Source organism: Rhizobium acidisoli (assembly GCF_002531755.2).
Lineage (GTDB): Bacteria > Pseudomonadota > Alphaproteobacteria > Rhizobiales > Rhizobiaceae > Rhizobium > Rhizobium acidisoli.
The window spans coordinates 665,014-679,314 of the sequence record NZ_CP035002.1 but is presented as its reverse complement, the minus strand read 5'-3'; the positions used below and the strand labels follow the sequence as shown (position 1 = coordinate 679,314).

Annotated in this window: 18 protein-coding genes; 9 read left to right on the top strand and 9 right to left on the bottom strand. The window is 59.4% G+C overall.

Annotation, left to right across the window (positions count from 1 at the left end; genetic code table 11):
* Position 1 precedes the first annotated feature (1 nt).
* The 3 genes from CO657_RS35600 to CO657_RS35590 are packed head-to-tail and all read right to left on the bottom strand — an operon-like array spanning position 2 to position 4,253.
* A complete protein-coding gene (locus tag CO657_RS35600) occupies positions 2-1,114 on the bottom strand; it encodes a glycosyltransferase family 4 protein (protein ID WP_082366337.1) in 1,113 nt (370 codons plus the stop codon).
* Complete coding sequence (locus CO657_RS35595) at positions 1,111-3,153, bottom strand: NAD-dependent epimerase/dehydratase family protein (RefSeq protein WP_054184948.1); 2,043 nt, start codon at positions 3,151-3,153, stop codon at positions 1,111-1,113. Before CO657_RS35595 ends, CO657_RS35600 begins: the two co-directional genes overlap by 4 nt.
* The gene (locus tag CO657_RS35590) at positions 3,150-4,253 is read right to left on the bottom strand and encodes an NAD-dependent epimerase/dehydratase family protein (protein ID WP_054184949.1); all 1,104 of its coding nucleotides are present in this window, start codon (positions 4,251-4,253) and stop codon (positions 3,150-3,152) included. The genes CO657_RS35595 and CO657_RS35590 overlap by 4 nt, the downstream gene beginning before the upstream one ends.
* Positions 4,254-4,432: 179 nt before the next feature.
* Here CO657_RS35590 and CO657_RS35585 point away from each other — a divergent pair, with 179 nt between their 5' ends.
* On the top strand, positions 4,433-5,422 hold the full coding sequence (locus CO657_RS35585) for an MDR/zinc-dependent alcohol dehydrogenase-like family protein (protein ID WP_054184950.1): 990 nt from the start codon (positions 4,433-4,435) through the stop codon (positions 5,420-5,422).
* Entirely contained in the window at positions 5,419-6,456 is a 1,038-nt protein-coding gene (locus CO657_RS35580) for a Gfo/Idh/MocA family protein (protein ID WP_054184951.1), read from the top strand. The genes CO657_RS35585 and CO657_RS35580 overlap by 4 nt, the downstream gene beginning before the upstream one ends.
* Here the strand turns inward: CO657_RS35580 and CO657_RS37020 are convergent.
* Together CO657_RS37020 and CO657_RS35575 are read right to left on the bottom strand one after the other, a co-directional pair.
* Positions 6,453-6,626: a hypothetical protein gene (locus tag CO657_RS37020; protein ID WP_164918708.1), complete on the bottom strand. Its 174-nt coding sequence runs from the start codon at positions 6,624-6,626 to the stop codon at positions 6,453-6,455. The genes CO657_RS35580 and CO657_RS37020 overlap by 4 nt on opposite strands.
* 190 nt (positions 6,627-6,816) lie before the next feature.
* The gene (locus CO657_RS35575) at positions 6,817-7,038 is read right to left on the bottom strand and encodes a hypothetical protein (protein WP_054184952.1); all 222 of its coding nucleotides are present in this window, start codon (positions 7,036-7,038) and stop codon (positions 6,817-6,819) included.
* A 297-nt stretch (positions 7,039-7,335) separates the two neighbouring features.
* On the opposite strand from CO657_RS35575, the gene CO657_RS35570 reads away from it, so the two are divergent.
* A complete protein-coding gene (locus tag CO657_RS35570; RefSeq protein ID WP_054184953.1) occupies positions 7,336-8,505 on the top strand; it encodes a zinc-dependent alcohol dehydrogenase in 1,170 nt (389 codons plus the stop codon).
* 12 nt (positions 8,506-8,517) lie between these two features.
* Positions 8,518-9,318, top strand: a complete 801-nt coding sequence (locus CO657_RS35565; protein WP_054184954.1) for an SDR family NAD(P)-dependent oxidoreductase — start codon at positions 8,518-8,520, stop codon at positions 9,316-9,318.
* A gap of 54 nt (positions 9,319-9,372) precedes the next feature.
* On the opposite strand, the gene CO657_RS35560 is transcribed toward CO657_RS35565, so the two are convergent.
* Together CO657_RS35560 and CO657_RS35555 are read right to left on the bottom strand one after the other, a co-directional pair.
* Entirely contained in the window at positions 9,373-9,636 is a 264-nt protein-coding gene (locus CO657_RS35560; RefSeq protein WP_054184955.1) for a hypothetical protein, read from the bottom strand.
* 51 nt (positions 9,637-9,687) lie between these two features.
* Complete coding sequence (locus CO657_RS35555) at positions 9,688-9,927, bottom strand: hypothetical protein (protein WP_054184956.1); 240 nt, start codon at positions 9,925-9,927, stop codon at positions 9,688-9,690.
* A gap of 455 nt (positions 9,928-10,382) precedes the next feature.
* Here CO657_RS35555 and CO657_RS35550 point away from each other — a divergent pair, with 455 nt between their 5' ends.
* From CO657_RS35550 to CO657_RS35530, 5 genes are all read left to right on the top strand, one after another.
* Entirely contained in the window at positions 10,383-11,612 is a 1,230-nt protein-coding gene (locus CO657_RS35550; protein ID WP_054184957.1) for a protein-L-isoaspartate(D-aspartate) O-methyltransferase, read from the top strand.
* Positions 11,613-11,622: 10 nt separating this feature from the next.
* Complete coding sequence (locus CO657_RS35545) at positions 11,623-12,081, top strand: DUF421 domain-containing protein (protein ID WP_054184958.1); 459 nt, start codon at positions 11,623-11,625, stop codon at positions 12,079-12,081.
* 90 nt (positions 12,082-12,171) lie between these two features.
* On the top strand, positions 12,172-12,699 hold the full coding sequence (locus tag CO657_RS35540; RefSeq protein ID WP_054184959.1) for a DUF4142 domain-containing protein: 528 nt from the start codon (positions 12,172-12,174) through the stop codon (positions 12,697-12,699).
* 76 nt (positions 12,700-12,775) lie between these two features.
* The gene (locus CO657_RS35535) at positions 12,776-13,168 is read left to right on the top strand and encodes a DUF2934 domain-containing protein (RefSeq protein WP_082366338.1); all 393 of its coding nucleotides are present in this window, start codon (positions 12,776-12,778) and stop codon (positions 13,166-13,168) included.
* Between the two features lie 85 nt (positions 13,169-13,253).
* A complete protein-coding gene (locus CO657_RS35530) occupies positions 13,254-13,553 on the top strand; it encodes a hypothetical protein (RefSeq protein WP_054184960.1) in 300 nt (99 codons plus the stop codon).
* A 38-nt stretch (positions 13,554-13,591) separates the two neighbouring features.
* Here the strand turns inward: CO657_RS35530 and CO657_RS35525 are convergent, their stop codons facing one another.
* Entirely contained in the window at positions 13,592-13,876 is a 285-nt protein-coding gene (locus CO657_RS35525; RefSeq protein WP_054185010.1) for a hypothetical protein, read from the bottom strand.
* Positions 13,877-13,893: 17 nt separating this feature from the next.
* Positions 13,894-14,079 (bottom strand): hypothetical protein, encoded by a 186-nt coding sequence (locus tag CO657_RS35520; protein ID WP_054184961.1) that lies wholly within the window; start codon positions 14,077-14,079, stop codon positions 13,894-13,896.
* Between the last annotated feature and the right edge of the window lie 222 nt (positions 14,080-14,301).

The window sequence follows — 14,301 nt, the reverse complement described above, 5'->3', positions numbered from 1 at the left end:
ATCACTCCGCGGCTGTCGATAGGGTGTGGCCAAGCCTGCCGGAATAGATCCCGGACATGGCTTCGCCCTGCGCTTCCAGGCTGAAGCGAGCCGATCGCTCCTGCGCCTTCCGGCCGAGGGCTGCGCGCTGCTGCGGATCATCCGCGAGGCGGTTGAAGGCATCTGCGAAAGCTTCTGGATGATGCGGATTAGCAAACAGCGCGGCATCGCCCCAAATCTCCCGATAGGTTGGAATATCGGAAAGCACCAAGGCTGCGCCGGCCCTCGCCGCTTCGAGCGCCGCCAGGCCGAATGGTTCGAAAAGGGATGGAGAGGCGACGATTGCCGCCTGCCGCGCCAGGACCGCCATCCGCTGACGCGAGATCTCGCCCAGATGGTCGGCATGGTGAAACCGCAGATATTGACCATTAGGACCGCGGTCGGCACCGGCCAACATCACTGGCCAGCGCGAAAGAGCTGCCGCTGCATCCAGAACGGCGCCGTTTTTCCCCTCGTCCCACCAGCGGCCGGCCGCCAGGACGAAATCCTGTTTGGGTTCGCTGGAACGTTCGAGAGCGCTCGCATTGTAAACCACGCGAAGGTTCTGGATCGCTCCATAGGCCGCCTCCATCGCCGCAGAATGGCTGCGGCTCGGGGCGATCACCGTGTCCGCACGGATAAAACCTGCCTCATTCAGCCGATATTGCCATTGCCAGTCACGTGGCACCGCGGTGCCGCGCACGGCGGCAAACCAGGTCACCACACAGGAATGACAGACCACGATGACCGGCAGGTCCGTCTGCATGCCGGCTGCTTGCGACGGCATATTAAGATGCAGAAGATCGACCTCCTCGCGGCGGGCGAGATCGGCAATCAAACGCGGCACTTCTGCAACTTCCTTTTCATGCCCCGCCATCCAGTCGAGCGGCGCCTCCAGCCAGTTAAGCGTGCCGAGCCCGTTTGCTTCGGCAATCTTTTCCGCCGTTGGCACCGGCCCCAGGCCTGCGAAGACAACCTCGACATGGTTTGGCTTCAAGGCGGCAGCCAAATCCATGGCGTAAGCCCAGACCCCGCCAACGGCGTCGACCGTCATCAGCACGCGGCGGTGCCGGGTATCTCGCGCGTTTGCGGTCATGCCACTACCTTCCGCTTTTCCCTGCGGATCTGCTGGCCGCCGAAACGATTGGCGATCAGCCATTCGGCAAGATGCCGGAGCCCATCGCGCCATCCGACGCGGGCGGCCCAGTCAGTTTCCCTTTCAAGTTTCCCGGTATCCGCGACGAAGTAGGACTGGTCGCCGGCCCGCCACGGGCCGAAACTTGTGTCGACCGGACGACCGGTAATCTCCTCGATCTCACGCAGCACCGAAAGAACGCTGACGGCATTGCGCGGTCCCCCGCCAAGATTGAAGGCTTTGCCGGAGACACGGTCGACATTGGCAAGTAGCGAGCGGTAGGCAGCGACGGCATCGTCGACGTGAAGGACGTCGCGAACCTGTTTGCCGCTGCCGTAAACTGAAATGGCTTCATCCCCGAGCGCCCGGATCAGAAAATGCGCGACCCAGCCCTGGTCCTCGGTGCCGAATTGGCGCGGACCATAAATGCAGCTCATCCGTAAAACGGCGGCCGGTATTCCAAAGGATTTGGCGTAGTCGAGGACATACTGGTCGGCGACACCTTTGGAACAGCCGTAGGGCGTGCAGAAGTCGAGCGGCCGATCCTCGGCGATCCCCTTCGTCCGTACGGTGTCGTTTTCGGGGACATATCGGTCGTCGAGCTCGACCATGCCGAGATCGTCGAGGGCGCCATAGACCTTGTTGGTGCTGGCGAAGATGACTGGCGCCTGTCTGCCTGCCTTGCGTACCGCTTCCAGCACGTTGAGTGTGCCTCGAGCATTTGTCTCGAAATCGGCGAGCGGATCTACAATGCTCGTGGTCACGGCAGTCTGGGCGGCATAATGGAAGACAGCCTTGGCATCCTTGAAGGCGGCCTCGATGCCCATCAGGTCGCGAACATCGGCAAGGACCGGATGAACCCTCCCTCCATGCCGCTCGATCAGCCATGAGAGGTTCTGATCGACCCCCGAGCGACCCAGATTGTCCAGAATGATGACGTCCTCACCGTCGCTGAGCAGGCTGTCGGCGAGATTGGATCCGACGAACCCACTGCCGCCGGTGACGACAACAGGTGTGGCGTCAGAGGCAATGTGCGGGGCAGCGAGGGCAGCAACCTCCTCCAGTCTGGTGACGCCACCTTCCATCAGAAGACGGGCCAAGAGCTTCGGCTTGTTGTCGTGCGTAACGGCTCCGAGGTGATAGTGTCGCGGATCGAACCACAGACCTTCTTGGACCGGCACGTCCGGCGGCACATCGCACCAGGAGTACCAAAACATCCTGTCGGCCGGCACGTTAAGCGCCTTGATGAAGCGTCGCGCCTGTTCGATCTCGTCATTGCGCCAGGTGGAATAGCCCGCTTCGGTAATCCATATCTCCGCCTTGGCATTGTAGCGGTCGATAATTCCCCGCATCTCGCCCAGATGCATATCCCAGCCGCCCCAGGTGGCTTCCTCACTATCCCAGGTTCCGGGAAAGCCATGGAAGCCCACAGCATCAACGACGCCGAGCACACCGCGCACGCCCATCAGATTGAGCCAATAGGGATCAAAGGGGCACGGGCCGCCGAGCACCGGCTTAAAGCCTCTCTGCTTGGCCCAGTAAGCGGCGCCTCCGACCATCTCGCAAAAAAGCAGGAAATCGCTGTCGTGGCGCCAATCCCAATCAAGCAGGTTGTTGGGTTCGTTCCAGAGCTCGATATGGCGGAAATATCGGCCGTAGCGCGTCAGGATATGATCGACGAAATCGGCATAGGATTTAAGGTCGACCGGGGCGCCTGACGCCTTTCCCGTCCGCGAGAGCGAAGGTGGGGTGTAATGGAGGCAGGGCAGAAGGTCGATCTTGCTTCCGACGCGGGGGATCAGCCAATCGAACCATTGCTGGCCGCCGGGCGCCAAATATTCGGCCCAGGAGAGATGCGTGCGGAGATAACTGGCGCCGCTAGCCAGAATATCAGGAAGCACGGCCTCCGTCCGCTCATGCTCTCCCGGTCGAAACCACTCGACGAAGCCGAACTGCCTTGTCTCCTGCTGGCTGGGTGTTGGAGAGCTGATCTTCTTCATGAAACCAGCCCCCGCTCTTCCAGTTGACGCTTCATCTCGGCGCCGCGGTCGACCGCTCCGGACTCGCGAACCCATTCAGCGAAAGGACCAAGCGAATTTTCAAGCCGATATCTCGGCTCGTATCCAAGCAGTTCGCGGGCCTTGGAGATATCGGCAAAACAATTGCGGATGTCGCCCGAGCGAGCCTTGTTCATGATGTCGGGACTGATCTGCGGCACGCCCATGGCGTCGGCGAGCAGCGTCGCAACATCGGCGATCGAATAAGCCTGGCCGCTGCCGATATTGATCACGTGGCCGGCTGCCGCCGGTTTTTCCAAAGCCAGGCGAAACGCCGTTGCCACATCCCGCACATGGACGAAATCACGCCGTTGCCTGCCATCCTCAAAGATCATCGGCGGCTGACCGTTGGCAAGTCGCGAGGCGAAATTTGCGAGCACGCCGGTATAAGGATTGGAGAGCGCCTGCCCGGCGCCGAAGACATTGAAGAGGCGCAGGGCGACGGCGTCAACGCCGTAGGCTTCGCCGAAGATCAGGACCTGCTTTTCCTGAGCGAATTTCGTTAGAGCGTAGATGGAGGCAAGATCGACGGGCTTCTCCTCGTCGGTCGCGACCGGCGTCAGCAGCCCGTCGTCCGGGCCGAGCGGATCCCACTGGCCCTGCCTCACATGATTGGTGCGCCGCCTGACATAGCCGAGCCGCCGACCATCGGCCGTGGAATATAGCCCTTCGCCGTAGACGCTCATCGAGGAGGCAACGACGATTTTCCTGACAGGCAAGCCGATCATCGCTTCCAGAAGCACCGCTGTTCCGAGATCGTTGCTGCCGACATAGCGGGCAATCTCGTACATCGACTGTCCAACACCCACCTCGGCGGCAAGATGGATGACACCATCGACGTCGGCGAGCGCCGCGCCCACGGCGTCCTTGTCCATGACATTGCCTCGGACGACCTCCGCTCCTTCCGGCACGCTCACTTCCGCATCGGCATGGACCTGATCGATGAGTGCATCGAAAATGCGCACGTCATAGCCGGATTTCAGAAGTTCTTCAGCGACATGGCGACCGATAAAGCCGCACCCGCCTGTTATCAATATCATCATTATTGGATCCGTCCGGTTGAAGAAATCGCTCCAGAGATAGCGGTCGAACCGGACTTGGATGGAAAAGTTCCTTCATCAATGACATCTTTATTGACTTCATCATCTATGACTTCTTTGACTTCCCCCGGAACTCTTCAGCGGCACTGCAGTTCGAGGCGTGCCATACTGGAGGACATCTGATGGATATTACGGCAAGACCCGCGGCAGAGCTCATGCGGGCTGCAATCGTCACCGGCCCCGGCAGTCTTTCGGTCGAGACCCGCGCCTTACCGGAACCTGGTCCCGGCCAGGTCAGGATCAAACTGGAAGGCTGCGGCGTCTGCGCGTCGAATCTAACGCCCTGGGCAGGACCCGATTGGATGACATTTCCGACGGAGGCCGGCGGCCTGGGCCACGAGGGCTGGGGGACAATCGACGCCATGGGCGCCGACGTCGCGGGCCTTCAACTGGGAGACCGCGTTGCCGCTCTTTCCTACCATGCCTATGCCACGCACGATATCGCCGACGCTTCGATGGTTGCAAGACTGCCTGGCGAATTGGACGGGAAGCCATTTCCAGGCGAACCGCTCGGATGTGCCATGAACATCTTCAGCCGCAGCAATATCGAACGCGGCCAGACTGTCGCCATCATCGGAATAGGCTTTCTCGGCGCCCTGCTCACCCGGCTTGCCGCAGCCGCCGGAGCAAGGGTAATTGCCATTTCGCGCCGGCCCTATTCGCTTGCGGTGGCGAGAGAGATGGGAGCGGCCGAAACCATTTCCATGGACGACCATTGGCGCATTATCGAGTGCGTCAAAACGCTGACGGATGGTAATTTCTGCGACTGCGTCATCGAAGCGGTCGGCAAACAATGGCCACTCGATCTGGCTGGCGAGCTTACCAGGGAACGGGGCCGGCTGATCATTGCCGGCTACCATCAGGACGGGCCTCGCCAGGTCAATATGCAGCTTTGGAACTGGCGCGGCCTCGATGTCATCAATGCCCATGAGCGCGATCCCGCGATTTACATAAAGGGTATTCGCGACGCCATAGAAGCCGTGCGCCAGGGGCGGATCAATCCCCAACCGCTCTACACGCATGTCTATCCACTGGAGAGGCTCGACGAAGCGCTGAACACGACTCGCGACCGCCCGGATGGTTTCCTCAAGGCCCTGGTGCAATATTCATGAATGAGTTGATGTCCGCAAAGAAGGCGGCGTCCGCCGTCAGACCATTGAAGCTCGGCTTTCTCGGGGTGGGTTGGATCGGCCGGCATCGAATGAAAGCGATCCTCGACAGCGGGATGGCCGAGGCCGTCGCCATCGCCGATCCCTCTGCCGAGATGGCCCGGGAGGCCCGTATGCTGGCGCCCGATGCCCGGATTGCTGCCGGTCTCGACGAGTTGCTTGACCAAAGGCTCGACGGCATCGTGATTGCGACGCCGAGTGCGGCACATGCCAGACAATCGATCCGCGCCCTTGAGGCGGGCGTCGCCGTCTTCTGTCAAAAACCTCTGGGGCGGACGGCATCCGAGGTGAAGGCTGTCGTCGATGCCTCCAGGACGGCCGACAGGCTGCTGGGCGTCGATCTGTCCTATCGACACACCCAAGGTCTGCAGCAGATCCGTGACATCATCCGCGCAACCGGTCTCGGGAAGGTCTTTGCCGCCGACCTGACCTTTCACAATGCCTATGGTCCAGACAAAACCTGGTTCTACGACAAGACCCTTTCCGGCGGTGGCTGCGTCATCGATCTCGGGGTTCATCTTGTCGATCTGGCGTTGTGGTGTCTCGATTTTCCGTCCGTCGTTACGGTCACCAGCGAGCTCAGATCGGGCGGAGAAAGGCTTGAAGACAGCAGTGGGGTGGAGGACTTCGCGTCTGCGACGCTGACGCTCGCCGGCGGCGAAATCATCCGCCTGACATGTTCGTGGCGGCTTCAGGCCGGCTGCGACGCGGTCATCGGTGCGGAATTCTTTGGAACAAAAGGCGGCGCCTCGTTTCGGAACGTCGACGGATCGTTTTATGATTTTACCGCCGAGAGGCTGTCTGGCACATCCCGGGAGACACTAACCCTGCCGCCGGAAGATTGGGGCGGACGGGCAGCCGTCGACTGGGCAAGACAGCTGGCTCACGGTCAGCGTCACGATGTTGCCTGTGAAGAGTTCATCGCGGTTGCGGAGGTAGTCGACCGGATCTATCGCGCAAGCAGCGACCGACCTTAGGTGCCCTTGGCGAGGCCGTAGAGGACGATCGTCGCGTAGAGGATGAATGCGACCACGCCGACCGTTGCGATCAGGATGAGCGCGACCCTGCCTGCATTGAGCCTGGTGCGTTTCCCGGCGGGGGACGTTGCGGACCGCTGGATAGGATCTTTGTCCGAACCCGCGCTCATTGCACGTGCTCCGTCGCCGGCGTCGGTGATTTCTCATCCGGTTCGCCGGGATGGGTGATCAATGTGAAGGCAAGCGCGGCCAGGCAAGCAAGAAGGAAAATTACGACGACGAAGAGCATCATCCGCCGTGGCGCGTTTGCATTTTGGGGCTTCGTTGCCACAGCCGAATTCCAGTCTTTCCTGCCCTTGCTCACGGCGATCCTCTCTGGGGAAGTTCGATCTGTTCATCGAGCTCGTCCTTCGGCTCGTCGCGACGTCCGAGCAGCAGCGAGGCTTCGACGCGTTTTATTTCCGCATCCGTCAGTTCCACCAAGCGACCGCTGTCATCTGGAATGCCTGGACCGCTTTCAGCAATGGTCTCGTCTCTCGGCCTAGCATTCGTCCCGGTGGATATTTTTGCGCGTCTGTTCATGACATTCTCCAATAAAGGGCCAGGAAGGTTTTGCTTCGAACGCAAAACCCAGGGGAAACTCAAACAACAGACGATGGTGAAGGTTCCGGCGGCGCGACAGTTCTAGCAGGTTGCCTGGGCGGCGATCGCAACAGGTATGGTCGCAACACCGCCTCTTCGGCGATCTCGGCTGGTGTTCCACCTGATTTTCTCGCTTCGATCATGCGGATCAATGCGCCGGCATCCTCCGCATCTCCGGGAACTTTTGCGGAAAGTTGGGGTTGGAGCGCCGTCGAGGATTGCCAAAGGAGAACCATTGTGAGAGCCCTGACCTGGCATGGCAAGCATGATATTCGCTGCGACAGCGTTCCCGATCCGAAGGTTGAGGACGGGCGCGATGCCATCATAAAGGTGACCGCCTGTGCCATCTGCGGATCGGACCTGCATCTTTACGACGGTGTCATGCCGGAGATGCATAGCGGCGACATCATGGGGCACGAGACCATGGGCGAGGTGGTCGAGGTCGGCAAGGACAATACCAAGCTCAAGGTCGGCGACCGCGTCGTCGTGCCCTTCACCATTTCCTGCGGCGAATGTTTCTTCTGCAAGCGCGGCTTCTATTCCGGCTGCGAGCGCTCAAACCCCGATCGCGCCAAAGTCACCAAACTCTGGGGCAATTCGCCCGCCGGGCTTTTCGGCTATTCGCATCTGCTCGGCGGCTATGCCGGCGGACAGGCAGAATATCTGCGTGTGCCTTTTGCCGATGTCGGGCCGATCAAGGTGCCGGACGGGCTTACCGACGAGCAGGTGCTTTTTCTTTCCGATATTTTCCCGACCGGCTACATGGCAGCCGAATTTTGTAATATCCAACCCGGCGATACGATTGCGATCTGGGGCTGCGGACCGGTCGGCCAAATGGCGATTCGCTCGGCTTTCCTGCTCGGCGCCGCGCGGGTCATTGCCATCGACGCCGTGCCTGAGCGCATGGCGCTGGCGAAAGCGGCCGGAGCCATCCCAATCGACTTCATGGATAAGGACATCTACGATCAAATCATGGAATTAACCGATGGTCGTGGCGCCGACGCCTGCATCGACGCCGTTGGAACAGAAGCCGAAGCCGCCGCCAGCTGGGACTCCCGCCTCGACCGCATCAAGGTCGCAATGTTCATGGGAACCGACCGTCCGCACGTGCTGCGCCAGGCCATCCACTGCTGCCGCAACTTCGGCACGGTCTCGATCGTCGGCGTCTATGGCGGTTTACTCGACAAAATCCCGATGGGTTCAGCGATCAATCGCGGCCTGACATTCAAGATGGCTCAGACGCCGGTTCAGCATTATCTGCCGATCTTGATGAAGCGTATCCAAGAAGGGGAAATCGATCCCTCCTTCGTCATTACCCACCGCGGCACGCTGGAAGATGGTCCGGCTCTCTACAAGACATTCCGCGACAAGCAGGACGGATGCATCAAGGTCGTTCTGAAACCTTAGAGGAGACGCATCATGGCTCAAAGTCAATCAGGCAAAGGCCTCGCCGTCGTCACCGGCGCATCCACCGGCATTGGCTACGAACTGGCGAAATGCGCGGCGCAGGACGGCTATGATCTCATCATTGCCGCCGATGAGGAGCGCATCAACTTGGCGGCAGCAAATCTCAAGGATTTCGGCACGACCGTCGATGCCGTCGAAGCCGACCTTTCGACGCTCGAAGGCGTGGATCGGCTCGTCGAGCGCATCACCGCCAGCGGCCGGTCCGTCGATCTGCTGATGGCCAATGCCGGCTGCGGCCTCGGCAAGGGCTTCCTCGACCAGAACTTCGGCGAGGCGCGCAAGGTCGTCGATACCAACATCACCGGCACGATCTATCTGATCCATGCGATCGGCAACCAGATGCGCAGCCGCGGCCAAGGCCGCATCCTGCTGACGGGCTCGATCGCCGGGTTCATGCCTGGTTCCTATCAGGCGGTCTATAACGCTACCAAAGCCTTCATTAACAGCTTCTCCTTTGCCTTGCGGGAGGAATTGAAGGAATCGGGTGTGACCGTCAGCTGCCTCATGCCGGGGGCAACGGAAACCGAATTTTTCAAGCGGGCCGGGCTGATGGACACGGCGATCGGCCAAGCGAAAAAGGACGATGCCGGCGAGGTCGCACGGATCGGCTATGATGCGTTGATAGACGGCGAAGGCGATGTCGTCAGCGGCTGGAAGAACAAATTGCAGGCAGCCGTTGCCAATGTCACGCCGGCAAGCATTCTGGCCCACCAGCATTCGAAGATGGCAGAGCCGGATTCGGGCACAAAATAGACCGCACCGTGGCGGCGACGCGGCGATCAAATCTCCGCATCGCCATTCAGCTTGCTAACTGCGCTCGACGAATTTGTTGAATCGACTGGTCTTCCCGTCCTTAGTCTTGTCCTGGTAGAGAAACGCCAGCTTGTTCTCATCGAAGATCTTGAAGAATTCGTCCCAGCCGATCTCGTCGAATTCCTCTTCCTTTTCCCCAAAATCGATGCGCAGTACACCGCCCTTGCCGCCGCTGCGGATAACTGCCGGCTTACCGTCTCTTTTCTCCGCCCATGTCTGGATCTTCTTGTGGTCCGTCGTGGTCTCGGAACTGCTCATCGGTACCTCCGTCTGTTGATAGTTTTCGTAACCCGCCCATGACCGAAACGGTCACAACAACGGTTGTCTTTGCTTCCAATTGCGATAAGGGGCGAGCAGTTCGCCGGGATAGCGACGCTCGATCTCAGTTTCGCTCAAAGCAATCCGGGCAAGGGTCTCTTCTGCATCCTCGGCCGCTTCGCTTGCTTCTTCGAGGCTGTTCATGGTTGTGAACAACTCCTCGTCCGTCATTGCCTCCAGCCGAACGGCAAAATCCTCGACAGGCTCGCTTAAGAGTGGATTGACAGACATTCGGCGCCTCTTTGCTATTGCCTCTCCAACTTCACTCCTCGCACGAAGTTCCCTCGACGGAAGGGGCAACACCGCTCATGTCGCCACCCGCTCTTCCCGATATCGCCGCCAAGGATCTGTCGCAACCGTCAGCGGGGACCACTGAGCTTGACCAGTTTTGCCCGCCCCGAGTATTTAGGACCTCTGGAACCTGCGCAAGTTTGCGCGCAATATTTGACCTAGCACCAGCCAGGTCGACTTTTGACAGTGCCAGCGCTCGGCTGGCGCATTTTCGGATCCCGCCACTCGACAGGACCTTTCGGCGCGACCAGGCCATTTGTTCGGGGACTGGAGATTGACGAGGAGCAGAAAGCCGAGATGACGCAGCCCGTCAGAGCGTTACGTTGCGTCGCGACCTTTTGGCGACTGGGCAGGAAATTCCGCAAATTTGCGACCGATGACGGTGGAGTTGATCGATGGATATGAGCCGCATCCGAGATCACATGGTCGACCAGCAACTAACGCGGCGTGGTATACACGATCGACAGGTCATCAGCGCCATGCGCACAGTGCCGCGCGAAAAATTCGTTGATCCATGCTTTGCGGAATCTGCCTACGAGGATGCACCGCTTTCGATCGGCGAGGGCCAGACCATTTCGCAGCCGTTTATCGTCGGTTTGATGGTCGAAAAGGCCGGGTTGGATTGCGACGACAAAGTGCTCGAGGTTGGGACGGGCTCCGGCTATGCTTCGGCCGTCATCAGCTTGATAGCAAAGCGTGTCTATTCCATCGAGCGCCATGAGCAGCTGGCGCTTCGGGCCCGGGACAGGTTCCGGACGCTCGGATATCACAACATCGCCGTCCGTATCGGCGACGGCAGCATGGGATGGGCAGAGGCCGCTCCGTTCAATGCAATTATCGTTTCTGCGAGCCCACCCGAGGTGCCATCGGCCTTGAAGGAGCAGTTGGAGCTCGGAGGGCGGCTTATTATCCCGGTCGGCCGCGGCGATAGCCAGCGCCTGAAACGTTTCACGCGCACCGGGGTCGACACGTTCGAGGAGGAGGATCTCGGCGGGGTGCGCTTCGTTCCTTTGATTGGCGAAGACGCCTGGACTGCTACACATCCGATGTACACTGCGGCCGTCCCGTTGCGGGGAACTAATGCACCGGAGCAAAGTTCTCCGCTAAACCAGCAGAGAGAGCGCATGGGAGAAAGACAAAGGTCGCCTGAGTTGCCCGAAGGTGTGCTCGATCATGGCAAATTCCAGCGACGGTTCTGGGCAGTTCAACGCATCTCGTGGATCGTCTTTGTTCTTCTTCTGCTGGCCTGCCTGCTGGGTTTGCTCGGGAGAGGCGGCCTGTTCTCGCGTCAAATGCTGTTTTTTGCCGATGGCTCCATCGACTTTCCCGTTATCTCTCGATGGAACGCTCCAGATGATATGGTGGTCAACTTCCAGCCGTCATCTGAAGACAGGATCTTCACGATTGATGCCGATTTTCTTCAAACCTTTTCAGTCGAGGGCGTCGACCCGCCGCAAAGAGCAACCTTCGCGCGCGACGGTAGGATAGGCTATTTGTTCCCCGGCGATCCGGCAAGACCGACGCAGGTCGTGTTCCGTCTGCAGACACATCTCCTCGGCTCCCGCCGCGCCACCCTCGGCATCGGCGAAGAGACCCGGACGCAATCGACTTTCATCTTTCCGTGAGGGCGACAACGTGGATGCGGTATTACGCGGATTGGCAATCTATTTCACACTGCTGGTGATCATTCGCCTGTCGGGAAGGCGGACTTTGGCGCAAATGACGCCGTTCGATCTGGTGATCGTGCTGGTAATCTCCGAAACCACACAGCAGGCGATGTTGGGGGACGATTTCTCCATCACCAACGCCGTCATCTTGATCCTTACACTATTCACCACAGATATCGGCCTTTCTTATGTCAAGAGATGGTGGCCGCCAGCAGCGCATATCGTCGATGGCGTGCCGACCGTCCTCGTGGCGGACGGTGTTTACGACGAACGCGCCCTCAAAGGCTCCCGCCTCCAGAAAGAAGACGTCATGGAAGCGGCACGAAGCCAGGAAGGCATCGAAAGCGTAACGGAGATCAAGTTTGCGATCCTCGAGGTGAGCGGCAACATCAGCATCATCAAGAAGCAAAAGCCTGCTGACAGATGAGCCTTCTTCCGCCTTTGATAAAGCTTTCCGGAACGACGGGAACTCTCGGCTTGTCCAATAGTTTAGCGGTGATCAACCCAGGAGATCCCGATGAACCGCTTTATCATTGCCTCACTTGCCCTCTCGCTCGCCGTTCCCGCCTTCGCGCAATCGGCCGCCGAAAAGACTGGCGTCAATTCCTTGATGGGCGTTCCGCCGAAAACCGAGGATTTCGTGAAGGAAGCAGCCGCAAGCGACATGTTCGAAGTTGCTTCTAGCAAACTGGCTGCCGAACGGGGCGACGATGCGACAAAAGCGTTTGCGCAGCAGATGGTCGCCGACCATCAGAAGACCAGCGGCGAGCTGAAAGCACTGGTCTCCGGCGGCAAGGTCAAGGCCACCCTTCCCAGCGCTATGACGTCAGCTCAGCAAAGCATGCTGGACAAGCTGAACGGCCTGAAGGGAGAAGATTTCAACAAGCAGTATCATTCGGATCAGGAAGCTGCTCATGAAGATGCGGTCGACCTCTTCAAGCGCTATGGCGATGAAGGTGACAACCCGGAGCTAAAGGCCTGGGCGGCAAAGACGCGCCCTGCTCTCGAACATCATCTGCAGATGGCCAAGGAACTAAACAAATAGTCAGCAATAAAGCCTCGGTGTCTTGAGATGCCGAGGTTCGCCCAAGAGGATCCAGGGCCCCTGTCGGAGGTCGATGATGAACGACGAAGAGAGAAGAACCCGCGCCTACCGGATTTGGGAAAGCGAAGGTCGTCCGGCCGGCCAAGATCGTGCTCATTGGAATAGAGCCGGTGACGTCACCGTCGATCCCGCAGCGGCGACGTCGGAATATGTGCGCTATTACTCAGGTGTCGCCCCGGCAGGCTCGTTGATCGTTAAATTCTACCACTCGGGCAACGAGATCCGAGGCTATGTTCGCAAGGTGGCGGACGAGGACCAAGACGACACGATATTTCCCGGCGAGGAGATGGAACCCGAGGCGGCGTTTAAGCTGGCAGAGTCCCACAATGGCAACAGCAACCACCCCGTCTTCATCGAACTCGTGGAAGGGGTGGAATGGGATCCGACGTGGGGACGCCTGGCATATTAACCAGGTTTAGGCGGCTATGGCTGAGCACTTATGTCGTGAATCTGGCCTTCAGAACCGATCCAACCTGCGTGTGGTTTCATCGCTGATGACTAAATATCTGATTGAGATCCTCCTCCCGGCACCGGACAGCGATGCTCATAGCCGGTTTGACGCCGTGCGCAGCGAGCTGACCGACAAGTTCGGCGGCGCAACGCTTTACGTCAACGCTCCGGCGGAGGGCTTATGGAGTGAGGGTGGTGCCATCGAGAAAGATCGTATCATCGTCGTCGAAGTCATGGCGGACGCTCTCGACCGGGAATGGTGGACATCCTACCGTAAGGCATTGGAGATCCGCTTCGAGCAAAACGAGATCGTCGTCAGGTCGACGGCGATTGATCGGCTTTGACCTTCTGCGGCCCTTGCGCATTCTTAGCCTTCCGCCCCTCAGTGCAGGTTTGGCCCGATGGGATAGTGCGGATACTTGACATGAAACGTGGCGATCAAACTGACAGCCCGAGCAGCTACATCCTCAACCAGGAAGATGTCGGCTGCGGCCAAATCGTGTGCCACTGACAGGATGCCCGATCCGACCACGCGCATTAGCGCCTCCAACTCGTCGTCGCCCTCGGTCGCTGCCCAATCTGCATTCCGCTCAAGCGTGAGGGCCAGTTTCTCTAGCAGCGCTTCGCATTCGGGCGCCGCGAGGTCTCTTAACGATATTGTTGACACGCCTGGGCCGCCGAAGGTCAATGCTTTTTGGAGCGATGATCGCCGCGATCGCCCTCTCCCGGCTTCGCATCGCCCTTGGCCTTGTGGCGTTTGTCAGCGGAAAGGGATCGTCCGACATCGACGGACGTACTGAAGCGGCCCTTCGGATCGCGGCGCACGTACCGCTTGTCAGAGCCGGTATCGACCATTTCGCGTTTGGACATTGCCGTCTCCTCCATTTGAAGACGATGAAACGCGCAAGATTCAAAAAAGATGCGTCGATGACGCACCTTCTGCAACTGCACCTAGGCTGCCAGCCTTATCAAGTGTCCATAACGCACCAAATCATATGGTAAAACAAAACGCCGCGTCCCGGCAGAGCGGCGACAGCTGTCGTGGCCTTGTCGGAAACGACGACGATTTCGATGGGCGGCCAACGCTCGCGG